This window comes from Phocaeicola barnesiae DSM 18169 = JCM 13652 (assembly GCF_000374585.1).
Lineage (GTDB): Bacteria > Bacteroidota > Bacteroidia > Bacteroidales > Bacteroidaceae > Phocaeicola > Phocaeicola barnesiae.
The window spans coordinates 201,494-213,201 of sequence record NZ_KB894644.1 but is presented as its reverse complement, the minus strand read 5'-3'; the positions used below and the strand labels follow the sequence as shown (position 1 = coordinate 213,201).

General features: G+C 51.9%; 12 protein-coding genes. 3 read left to right on the top strand and 9 right to left on the bottom strand.

From position 1 onward, the window contains the following. Nucleotides 1-9: 9 nt before the first annotated feature. On the bottom strand, nt 10-627 hold the full coding sequence (gene recR / locus C510_RS0103235) for a recombination mediator RecR (protein ID WP_018709906.1): 618 nt from the start codon (nt 625-627) through the stop codon (nt 10-12). Between the two features lie 77 nt (nt 628-704). Between recR and C510_RS0103230 the strand changes: the two genes are divergently transcribed. Both C510_RS0103230 and yihA read left to right on the top strand, forming a co-directional pair. Then, complete coding sequence (locus C510_RS0103230; RefSeq protein WP_018709905.1) at nt 705-2,171, top strand: sodium:solute symporter; 1,467 nt, start codon at nt 705-707, stop codon at nt 2,169-2,171. A gap of 61 nt (nt 2,172-2,232) precedes the next feature. Further along, a complete protein-coding gene (yihA, locus tag C510_RS0103225) occupies nt 2,233-2,841 on the top strand; it encodes a ribosome biogenesis GTP-binding protein YihA/YsxC (RefSeq protein ID WP_018709904.1) in 609 nt (202 codons plus the stop codon). An 80-nt stretch (nt 2,842-2,921) separates the two neighbouring features. On the opposite strand, the gene C510_RS0103220 is transcribed toward yihA, so the two are convergent. The 7 genes from C510_RS0103220 to C510_RS0103190 form a co-directional block, all read right to left on the bottom strand. Next, nucleotides 2,922-3,146: a winged helix-turn-helix domain-containing protein gene (locus C510_RS0103220; RefSeq protein ID WP_018709903.1), complete on the bottom strand. Its 225-nt coding sequence runs from the start codon at nt 3,144-3,146 to the stop codon at nt 2,922-2,924. A 199-nt stretch (nt 3,147-3,345) separates the two neighbouring features. Further along, nucleotides 3,346-5,214, bottom strand: a complete 1,869-nt coding sequence (locus C510_RS0103215) for an ABC-F family ATP-binding cassette domain-containing protein (RefSeq protein ID WP_018709902.1) — start codon at nt 5,212-5,214, stop codon at nt 3,346-3,348. 18 nt (nt 5,215-5,232) lie between these two features. Further along, entirely contained in the window at nt 5,233-6,051 is an 819-nt protein-coding gene (locus tag C510_RS0103210; protein ID WP_026320084.1) for a DUF3805 domain-containing protein, read from the bottom strand. 15 nt (nt 6,052-6,066) lie between these two features. After that, nucleotides 6,067-6,447, bottom strand: coding sequence for a VOC family protein (locus C510_RS0103205; protein ID WP_018709900.1), 381 nt, complete (start codon nt 6,445-6,447; stop codon nt 6,067-6,069). Nucleotides 6,448-6,465: 18 nt separating this feature from the next. After that, a complete protein-coding gene (locus tag C510_RS0103200; protein WP_018709899.1) occupies nt 6,466-7,191 on the bottom strand; it encodes an MBL fold metallo-hydrolase in 726 nt (241 codons plus the stop codon). 6 nt (nt 7,192-7,197) lie between these two features. Next, on the bottom strand, nt 7,198-8,403 hold the full coding sequence (locus tag C510_RS0103195) for a hypothetical protein (protein ID WP_022339436.1): 1,206 nt from the start codon (nt 8,401-8,403) through the stop codon (nt 7,198-7,200). Nucleotides 8,404-8,513: 110 nt separating this feature from the next. Beyond that, on the bottom strand, nt 8,514-8,891 hold the full coding sequence (locus tag C510_RS0103190) for a RidA family protein (protein WP_022339437.1): 378 nt from the start codon (nt 8,889-8,891) through the stop codon (nt 8,514-8,516). A gap of 317 nt (nt 8,892-9,208) precedes the next feature. Between C510_RS0103190 and rho the strand changes: the two genes are divergently transcribed. Continuing rightward, nucleotides 9,209-11,176: a transcription termination factor Rho gene (rho, locus tag C510_RS0103185; protein ID WP_018709896.1), complete on the top strand. Its 1,968-nt coding sequence runs from the start codon at nt 9,209-9,211 to the stop codon at nt 11,174-11,176. Between the two features lie 85 nt (nt 11,177-11,261). Here the strand turns inward: rho and C510_RS0103180 are convergent, their stop codons facing one another. Further along, entirely contained in the window at nt 11,262-11,645 is a 384-nt protein-coding gene (locus tag C510_RS0103180) for a DUF3127 domain-containing protein (RefSeq protein WP_025892171.1), read from the bottom strand. Between the last annotated feature and the right edge of the window lie 63 nt (nt 11,646-11,708).

The following is an 11,708-nucleotide window of genomic DNA, read 5'->3' as shown; positions in this document are numbered from 1 at the left end:
TTATATCAGTTACATGGTACCCGTAAATGCAATCCGGTTCACAATGGAACGTCCCAGTGTCACTTCGTCCGTATACTCCAGCTCATCGCCGATGGAGATGCCGCGGGCAATGACGGTCAGTTTCACATCGAAACCGCTCAACTTCCGGAAGATATAGAAATTGGTGGTATCGCCCTCCATGGTGGAGCTCAGCGCCAGAATCACTTCCTTGACCCCCCCCGCACGGACGCGGTCCACCAGACTGTCTATCTGCAAGTCGGACGGCCCGATACCGTCCATCGGCGAGATAACTCCCCCCAACACATGATACAGTCCCCGGTACTGCTGGGTGTTCTCTACCGCCATCACGTCGCGGATGTTCTCTACCACACAGACCACCGACGTATCGCGCGAGGCATCGGAGCAGATACGGCACACATCCGTATCGGAGATGTTGTGACACACCCGGCAGTACTTCACTTCGTGCTTCAGGGTAATCATGGCATTGCCGAAGGCTTCCACACTCTGCGTATCCTGACGCAGCAGGTGCAGCACCAGACGCATAGCCGTTTTCCGGCCGATACCGGGAAGTTTGGCAAACTCTCCTACCGCTTTTTCCAATAGGACAGAAGGATATTGTTGGTTCATTCTATTCGGTTTACAGTTTCAAGATGCAAAAGTACAAAAACTCTACGTATATTTGCACGTTCAAAAGAGATTAAGAGATGAACGGAATATTTATACTGCTGACCATCGTACTATATTTCGGCCTGCTGCTTTGGGTTTCCCGGTGGGCCGGCAAACGCCATTCCGACAACGACGCCTTTTTCCGCGGGAACCGCGAATCCCCCTGGTACATCGTATCGTTCGGCATGATAGGGGCCTCCCTGTCCGGCGTAACCTTCGTGTCGGTACCGGGCATGGTGCAGACCATCGACATGACCTACATGCAGACCTGCATGGGCTTCTTCTGCGGCTACCTCATCATTGCCCACGTGCTGCTCCCCCTTTATTACCGGCTGAACCTGACTTCCATCTACACCTACCTGGGCAAACGCCTCGGCCGGTATTCCTACAAGACGGGAGCTTCGTTCTTCCTGCTGTCGAAGACGCTGGGAGCCGCCGCCCGACTCTACCTGGTATGCGTCATCCTTCAGCACTTCGTATTCGACGCCTATCACATTCCGTTCGCCGTGACCGCCATCGGCACCGTGGCGCTTATCTGGCTCTATACCCGCAAGAGCGGCATCCGCAGCATCGTATGGACCGACAGCCTGCAGACCTTCTGCCTGCTGCTAGCACTGGGCCTCATCCTGTACCAGACGGCCACGCTGGTCAGCCCCGACTTCAAAGGAGTGTGGAACGCCATCCAGGAAAGCGGGCACAGCCGCATCTTCGTGTTCGACGACTGGCAGTCCAAACAGAACTTCTTCAAGCAGTTCTTCAGCGGTATCTTCATCACCATCGTAATGACGGGACTGGACCAGGACATGATGCAGAAGAACCTGTCCTGCCGCAACCTGAAAGAAGCCCAGAAGAACATGTACTGCTACGGACTCTCCTTCGTGCCGGTGAACTACCTCTTTCTCTGCCTGGGCATCCTGCTGATACTGGCCGCCTCGCAACTGCACATCGAGGTACCGGCCAAGGGCGATGACCTGCTGCCCATGTTCGCCGCCGGAGGTCACCTGGGATATACGGTGCTGGTACTCTTCACCATCGGTATCATCGCTGCCGCCTTCTCCAGTGCCGACTCTGCCCTGGCTGCCCTGACCACCAGCTTCTGCATCGACATCCTGAACATCGAACGCTACCCGGAACAGCGGGCACAGCGCATACGAAAGGGCTCGCACCTGCTCATCGCAACGGTCTTTGTCCTCTGCATTCTGGCCTTCGAGACCATCGGAAGCCCCAGCGTGATAGACACCATCTATACATTGGCCTCGTATACCTACGGGCCGTTGCTGGGACTTTTCTGTTTCGGTCTGTTCACCCGGATGCGCCCCCGCGACAAAGGCGTACCGTACATCGCCCTCGCCTCGCCGGTGGTCTGCTACCTGACAGACCGGGCCGTCTTCCTGGCCACAGGCTACCGCTTCGGCTACGAAATGCTGATGCTGAACGGACTGCTCACCTTCGGAGGGCTGGCATTGCTCAGCATCGGACGCAATCGGACCACACACGGCGTGTAATCTGCATTTTTTTTCGTACCTTTGCCGTATCTCGACAAACAAACATAAATCAAGAAAAATCATGGAAATTACCAGTGCCGAATTCATCATCAGCAACTCCCGTGCAGACATGTGCCCGAAAACGGACCTGCCGGAATATGCCTTCATCGGACGCTCAAACGTGGGCAAGTCCAGCCTCATCAACATGCTGACCAACCAGCCCAAACTGGCTATGACCTCCGCCACCCCCGGCAAGACCCTGCTCATCAACCACTTCCTCATCAACAAGGAATGGTATCTGGTGGACTTACCCGGCTACGGCTATGCCCAACGGGGGAAAAAAATGATGGAGAAAATACAGAAACTGATAGAATACTATGTACTGGAACGGGAACAGATGACCTGCCTCTTCGTCCTGGTGGACAGCCGGCTGGAGCCGCAGAAGATAGACCTGGAATTCATCGAATGGCTGGGAGAGAACGGCATTCCGTTCGCCATTGTCTTCACCAAAGCCGACAAACAGAGTGTAGGAAAGACCAAAACCAACGTGACCCGCTACCTGGAAACCCTCCGGCAACAGTGGGAAGAACTTCCGCCCTACTTCGTGACCTCATCGGAAAAGAAGACAGGCCGGCAGGAACTGCTGGACTACATCGAAGAAATCAACCGCTCGCTGAAAGAAAACCGATAGCCCTGAAAATGACACCTCCTTTCTGTCCGTTACCCGATTTCCGGTTCCCGGTCAGAAAGGAAGTTCCTTATGGGCAGACATCAGCCGATGTACAGGTTCAGTTCGATATATAATGCCTCTTCCCTATCCGGCAAATTGATAAACTGAATTTTCCCTTCACGGGCCAACCAGCCTATCGCAGCGTTCAAGTCGCGGTTGGAAAGCCCTGTTGCAGCCTTGATTTCCTTGTATTCCCATCGTCTTTTATCGCCGTACAGCAACCGCCATACAACGCCTGCACATTCACCAATACTTTGAGCGTTCATAATCTTACATTTAAGTTTGACTTAGTTAGTTAATCTCGCGTTTCGAGGGAACTTTCTGTACAAAACCTCCCCCCAACGGATACAAATGTATATCTTTTCCTGATACAACGCTTAAAAATTAGAACTTTTTCTCGTTTTTTTAAAACGATTCATCACTCACGAAAGTATAAGGCCGTACATCCAGACACGACTTTTCCCCTCAGCCTTCAATCTCACTCAATTCCAGCCAACGAAAAGTCTTCTCATCCAGTTCCTCTTCCAGTAAAGGAAGACGCTTTGATTTCTCCGTCAGCTCGTCTACACTCAATGTACCGCTACACAAGGCCTCTTCTATGGTCTTCTTTTCAGCCTCAAGGAGGGCAATGTCCTTTTCCAGAGTTTCGAACTCCTGCTTCTCCTTGAACGTCATCTTACGCTTGCCTCCACTGGGACGTACACGCTGCGTCTTCTCCTCCTTCGGCTTCACCTTCTCCTTCTCCACCTCCTCACGCGTCAGTTTCCAGTCACGGTAATCGGAATAGTTACCCGGAAAATCGCGGATATCGCCTTGTCCCTTGAACACGAGCAGGTGGTCTACCACCTTGTCCATGAAGTAACGGTCGTGGCTCACCACAATGACACATCCCTTGAAGTTCTGCAGGTATTCCTCCAGCACCTGCAGGGTCACGATGTCCAGGTCGTTGGTGGGCTCGTCCAGCACCAGGAAATTGGGATTCCGCATGAGCACCGTACAGAGGTAAAGGCGGCGGCGTTCCCCACCACTCAGCTTATAGACATAGCTGTGCTGAGTTTCGGGGGTGAACAGGAAATGCTGCAGGAACTGCGAAGCGGTCAACCGCTTGCCGTTGCCCAGCTCTATCACTTCGGCAATGTCGGTTATGACATCAATCACCTTCATCTGTTCATTGAATTTCAACCCCTCCTGCGAGTAATAGCCGAAACGGACGGTCTCGCCGATTTCCAGCTTGCCGCTGTCCGGTTTCTCTTCCCCCATCAGAATCTTGATGAAGGTAGACTTACCGGTACCGTTGTTTCCCACGATACCCATCTTCTCGTAACGGGCGAAGATGTAGGAGAAATCATCCAGAATCTTCAGGTCGCCGAAACTCTTGTACAGATGGTCTGCCTCAAAAATCTTTGAGCCGATGTACGAGGCCTTCACATCCAGCTTCACCTGCTGGTCATAGCGGTGCTGTTTGGCTACCTTCTCAAGGTCATAGAACGCTTCTTCACGGTATCGGGCCTTGTGTCCGCGGGCCTGCGGCATCCGCCGCATCCACTCCAGTTCCGTACGATACAGGTTGTTGGCACGGGCAATCTCGGCATTGGTGGCGTCGATGCGTTCCTGCCGCTTCTCCAGGTAATAGCTGTAGTTGCCCTTGTAGGAATACAACTGTCTGTTGTCAATCTCGATGATTTCCGAACAGACCCTGTCCAGGAAATAGCGGTCGTGTGTCACCATGAGCAGACTCAGGCTTCCCCGCTTCAGGTATTCTTCCAGCCACTCGGTCATTTCCAGATCCAGGTGGTTGGTCGGCTCGTCCAGGATGAGCAGATCCGGTTCCACAATCAGTACATTGGCCAGCGCCACCCGCTTGAGCTGTCCACCCGAAAGCTGGCTGATAGGCTGGTCGAAATCACGGATCTTCAGCTGCGAGAGAATTTGTTTGGCCCTGCGTTCATAGTCCCAGGCCTTCTCGTGCTCCATTCTCCCCAACAGCTCCTCTAATCCCGGATTTCCGGGGGTTTCCATACATTTTTCATACTCCTTGATGACCTGGGTAGTAGGATTCCCGTGATAGAAACAGGCCTCCAGCACCGTCAGGTTCTCCGGATAATACGGATGCTGTTCCAGATAGCCCACGCGCAGGTCGCGGCGATAAGTGATTTTCCCCTCATCATACCCTTCTTTACCGGCCAGGATATTGAGCAGGGTGGTTTTTCCGGTACCGTTCTTCGCTATCAGACCGATGCGCTGCCCTTCGGCCACGCCGAAAGACAAATCCTCGAAAAGGACCAGATCGCCGAAAGATTTCGTCAGATTCTCTACTTGTAAATAAGATACCATACTCCGATGCTTAACCGATTACAACAACGCCTCTACCTCCGAACGGATACGGGCATACTCCGCCTTGAGGTCACACGCCTCTCCGCGACGGACTTTCTCCCAGACCAGACTCAGCGGATACACCATCAGATCCGTATCGGCAAAACGCAAGGCCGGGAATTCCTTCTGCCCGTCGATGACTGTCACCCAGTCCATACCATCCATTTCATTGACCAGGATAGCGCCGAAAGCTACGCCGAAACTTTCCCAGGCCTGACGCTGGCTGCGGTTGAACTTATCGCTGTCTATCACCTTCTGGATGCTCTGCACATCGGCTTCGGAAGAGGTGAAATCTTTTGTCAGCTGCTTCTTGATGGTAGATACCGCCCAGTCGAAACACTCGTTGATGACATCGATTTCGAGTACCCGCACCGGAATCACCTCGTGCAGCGGTTTGTCGGCATCGCCACGTACCCACAGCGAGGCAAGGATGGACTCGGCTACCTTGATGCTCTCTCCCTTGGTTACCGTAAACGAACATTCCACCGAGATGGAGTCCTTACCGGTCACCCACAGGTGAGTGGTATACCAGGAACCGTTCTCCTGGAAATTCTCGGTACTGTAGGCACAGTCCCAGCCGCCTACCTTCACCAGCCGGGCGCCCTGGGTCTGCTTCAGTTCATAATCGACACATTCACGGGCATACGAACGGTTCTCCCCGCGAAAAGCGGAAATGCGGAAATTACCTCCCCATTTATCGGGGTTATAGAACAGGAAACTGTCTTCTGTATCTTCGAATTCCCGCCAGCCGGAAGGATATTCCAACGAAAACCAGGAACCCGGCGCAATATATTTCATCATAAGCCTCCTCCTTTATTCGTTAACCGGAAGTATTTCAATCCAATAGTCATCCGGATCGTTGATGAAATAAAGCCCCATCTGCTCGTTCTCGAAGCAGACACATCCCATCTCCTTATGGAACCGGCGGACTTCCTCGTAATCGCCTTCTACACGCAGGCACAGATGGCTTTCGTTCTCGCCCAGTTCATAGGCTTCCGTGTGGTCGCGCAGCCAGGTCAGTTCCAGCAGGAACTTTCCGAAATCATCGGCCATATACACCAGAATAAACGAACCGTCGGCAGCCTGCTTACGCGAAGCCTCGTGCAGTCCCAAAGCGGTCTCATAGAACCGGATACTACGCTCCAGGTCCGTCACATTAATATTGAAATGGTCAAACCTTCCTTTTACTTTCATGACACTTGTTTTTTAGGGTTATTCAAAAAGATTCACTCGCTGCCCCCGATGTTCCAGCAACAGACTTTCCGCGCCACAGGCCTGAGCCGTAGGACGGAAAGCCGCCGCAGCCTGATAGGCCTCATCGAAATGCATCGGTACAAAGATAGTAGTTTTTATCTGTTCTACAAACTGCCGGGGGCCACGCATATACTCTTTCCCCAACCGGGGGTCGACCGGAAACATCGCGACATCCAGGCAGGGAACTTCTGCCGCCAGTATGGCCAGCTCGTGCTGGAAATGCCGTTCATACCCCTTCCATTCGGCTTCATCGCTTTCCTCCATCCAGTGCCAGTTGTTCAGATCGCCGGCATGGAAGATGCGGCGTCCTTCCACCTCTACCAGGAACGAGACACCGACATCCGTCGAACCGAAGGCCTTCACCCGCAGCAGCCGGTCCTGCCAGGTCTCTCCCTGAGCCAACCAATGAATTCCTTTCTCCTGCCGCATCTCTCCGACGCAGATATCCGTCGAAAAAAGATAAACGATATCGGGACGCTTCTCCCGCCACGCCAGAACCTGCCGGTTGAAATGGTCTGCATGGGCATGGCTGGCCAAAACATAAAAACATCCGGGACGCTCCAACAGCTCCCGGTGCAACACTCCTTCGTTCCCGGCAGCAGAATCCTCGTAATAATCGAAGATTACCGTCCATCCTTCGCCCAGCAGGGCGAAGCCGCTGTGATACAAATAAATCAATTCCATAAACGCTTATTTACCGATAGGCTGTACGTAGGCTCGTGTTACCTTATCAATTTCCAGAAACATGTAATTCACTTTTCCCGAATGAATCAGTGCTTCATTCTCCTGATAGATATGGGTAGCATACTCCTTCGATTTCTCGAACATGATTTCGGAAATCTTCTCCTGCGAGAGCCCCACAATGGTGGAGTCCAGCTTCTCTTCCGGGAAGAAATCGTCCAGGTTGATGTCACCGATGAGGGATGTCTCCAGGAAATGGATGTTGGAGTGAGAACGGTCCGTGTAATAACCCACAAACATGTGGCCCGGTACACGCACCAGGATAGGATTGATGTTGATGGCCTTCAGCAGCGAAGCGAACAGGGCACTGCCATCTACGCAATTGATCTGTGCCGACTCCAGAGCATCGTCGAAGGTACGTACCCGCTGCGTGAAGACCACGTTCGATGACAGGCTGCTGTTGGAAATCGAGCTGTAGCGGAAGCCGCGTTTCTGCAGCACATACCAAAGAGCATAGACCTGTCTGTCCACCAGCTTCGGGTCCTTGCTCTGATACCCCCAGAAGCGGTTGACAATCCGCGAATCGAGAGCCTCGCGCAGCACCTGACTGATTTTCGGATTATCCTCATTCACGTATGCGGCAAAGAACTTGCCGGTATCGTGGAACTTCATGCGGCTGTCTATGTAACCCAGCAGGCACTCGTTGATGCTCCGCATGGAAAAGGTATGTACACGGCTACCCAGCTCACGGCCGTTCAGGGTAGCCTGGACAGACACTCCCACGGGCATGGCCTGCACATTATCGAGCAAGGCCTGGTAATTCCACACGATATCCGGGAACACCAGATACTCCTTCCCCGCTTCGGGAAGAATAAATTCCGATACGGAACGGGCGAAGAAAGGAGTTTCGGCCACCTCTATCCGGAGTTTGCTGTTCGTCCCCCGATTCTTCACCTTAATGGCAATGCAGGACTTGGGATTCCCCAGGTATGTAGTGTCGGCCGGAACAATGATATCGGCATCGGTGGTCGCCGTGGAAAGGATGGTCACCGGAAATATGTTCCCTCCCAACTCGTTGGTGATTTCAAACCGGGAACCGAACGGCTCATACCTATATATAAAGGTTCCCACACACAGGATGATGATGAGCGCCAGCACCGCCGACACCAGTTTCCACCGGCTGGCGGGTATCAGCGCAGTCAAGTTCAGTTTCATGACAAATGGATTAGATGATACATAAAAAGTTGAAAACAGGGAGTCTGTACCGCCGGGCAGCACCTTTTCCCTATTTCCAACTCTTACAAATGTCTGTTCTTACCCGACAGTTATCTGACAGCGATACTTTCAATTTCTACCAGTACACCCTTCGGCAAAGCCTTTACAGCCACAGCCGAACGAGCCGGGAAATCGCCTTCGAAATAATTGGCATATACAGCATTCATTTCTGCGAACAAAGACATATCTGCCAGGAAGACAGTCGTCTTCACGATATGAGCTGTAGTCAGACCGGCTTCAGCCAATACATTCTTGATATTTTCGAACACCTGAGTGGTCTGTTCCTTGACGCCTCCTTCTACCACTTCGCCAGTAGCCGGATTAACGGGAATCTGGCCGGAAAGGAACACCATTCCATTCGCTTCAACTGCCTGGCTGTAAGGTCCGATGGCAGCAGGAGCCTTTTCTGTAAAGATTACTTTTTTCATGTCTGTCATTTTAATTGATGGAATTCTTTTTGCACGGCTAAATTAACACTTTTCTTTCAAACAGAAACAGAATTATGAAAAAAAAGCGGAAGAATCTGTTTTAGTATTCCAAAAAACACTATATTTGTACGCACAAAGGTAAAGCGGAGACAGATACGCTCCCTTACCGCATTCCAAATAATTCAATTTAAAATACATCAAATTAAATATTGTAATTATTGACGGATAACCAGACATTGTCCCGGCACGTTCGTGTACATACCTTGTCTGTGCGCCAATCAATTACATAATCTTTTTACAACATTATTATTATACTTATGTATAACATCATTCAACTAAATGACAAGGATTTATCTGAATTGCAGCAGATAGCCAAAGAGTTGGGCCTGGAAAAAACAGATTCTCTGCGCAAGGAAGAACTGGTTTACCGCATCCTGGATGAACAAGCCATCGTAGAGGCAACCAAGAAAACAGTAGCAGCTAAATCCGACGACAACCGCAAAGAGCCCCGCAAACGCTCACGTATCAGTGTTAAGAAAGAAGGGGACAAAGTCTATACAGCTACTAAAGACAAGGCACAAAAATTAGAGGCAAACACACCGGCCTTGCCGGCACCAATCCCCGTATTCAAAGAGGAAATCAACCCGGCAGAAGCCCCACAACCTGAAAACATACCGGCCGAGGAACCTGCTGCAGCACCAGCCGAAGCTACCGAAGACAAGCCGAAAGCCAAACGCGGCCGCAAACCGGGTTCGAAAAACAAGACAACCTCGGAAAAAGCAGCGAACGAGGAACAGGAAAAACCGGAAAAACCGGTTCCGGTACCCATCGACGACGATATGGAACTCCCTCCTCTTGACCTGTCCAACAGCGGCGATTTCATCCCCATCGAAGACCTTCCTTCTGAAAAATTCGAGATACCTTCGGAACTGATCGGAAAATTCGAGGCTACCAAAAAGGAAAATCCGATACCGAACCCTATTTCCAAGGAGAACAAGAACAACAAATACCAGCAGCGCCAGCAACGCTCCGGAAACAACCGGAACAAACAGGGACAGAACAACCAGCCGTATACCGCTTCGAACAACCAGAGCCAGGCCTCTTACACACAGCCCCAGACCCCGGCAGAAACAGAACCGGCCAAACCGGCAGAAAAGCCTTACGAGTTTGACGACATCCTGAAAGGAACCGGCGTTCTGGAAATCATGCCCGACGGATACGGATTCCTCCGGTCTTCCGACTACAACTACCTGTCTTCGCCGGACGACATCTACGTATCGCAGTCACAAATCAAACTATTCGGTCTCAAGACCGGCGATGTAGTGGAAGGAACCATCCGCCCGCCGAAAGAAGGCGAAAAATATTTCCCGCTCGTTAAAGTATTCAAGATAAACGGACTGGACCCGGCCGTAGTACGCGACCGTATTCCGTTCGACCACCTGACTCCGTTGTTCCCGGATGAGAAATTCCAGCTCTGCAAGGGATTCAACGACAACCTGTCGGCCCGTGTCGTAGACCTGTTCGCCCCCATCGGTAAAGGTCAGCGTGCCCTGATTGTAGCACAGCCGAAAACCGGTAAGACCATCCTGATGAAAGACATCGCCAATGCCATCGCAGCCAACCACCCGGAGGTGTACATGATTATGCTGCTGATTGACGAACGACCGGAAGAAGTAACAGATATGGCCCGCAGCGTCAATGCTGAAGTTATCGCCTCTACCTTCGACGAACCGGCAGAACGCCACGTCAAGATTGCGGGTATCGTTCTCGAAAAGGCCAAACGCATGGTGGAATGCGGACACGACGTGGTTATCTTCCTCGACTCCATCACCCGACTGGCCCGTGCCTACAACACCGTATCGCCGGCATCGGGCAAGGTACTTTCCGGTGGTGTGGACGCCAACGCCCTGCACAAACCGAAACGCTTCTTCGGAGCTGCCCGTAACATCGAAGGAGGAGGTTCACTGACCATCATCGCTACTGCCTTGATTGACACCGGTTCAAAAATGGACGAAGTCATCTTCGAAGAATTCAAGGGTACCGGTAACATGGAACTCCAACTGGACCGCAACCTCAGCAACAAGCGTATCTTCCCGGCTGTCAACATCGTGGCATCCAGCACCCGCCGCGACGACCTGCTGCTGGACAAGACCACGCTGGACCGCATGTGGGTACTGCGCAACTACCTGTCGGACATGAATCCGGTAGAAGCCATGACCGATGTGAAACAACGGCTGGAACGCACCAAAAACAACGAAGAATTCCTGATGAGCATGAACTCGTAACGAGTGCTCGTCGATACATTGCATAAAAAAAGCTCCGCGGAAACCCGTGGAGCTTTTTTTATGCCTTCACCTCGTGTCAGCAGAATCAGAAAGGAAGGTCATCCTGTTCGTTGCCGGCCGAAAAATCAGGAGCCGGAGCCGCATTCATCGGCGGGAACGGAGCCTCTACCGGCGGAACCCCCGCAGCCTGCGCGTTCGGGTTGACACGTTCTACCCGCCAGGCACGGATACTGTTGAACCAACGTCCCTGCCATTCGCGCGCATCAATATCGAAAGATACATTCAACTCTTCACCCATCTGGATATTGAACTGCTGTATCTTGTCTGCCCCAAACACATCAAAGCACATTCTGCGCGGATACTGGTCGTGTGTTTCGATGACATACTCTTGTACTTTCCATTCGTTACCGTTCCGTGAAACACCTCCACGAGGCTCAAGAACGGCAATTACTCTACCTGATAATTCCATAAGCTGTTATTTTAATTTGGTGACGAATTTACGGCTTTCTCAAGAAGTAAACTAATTTTTCAT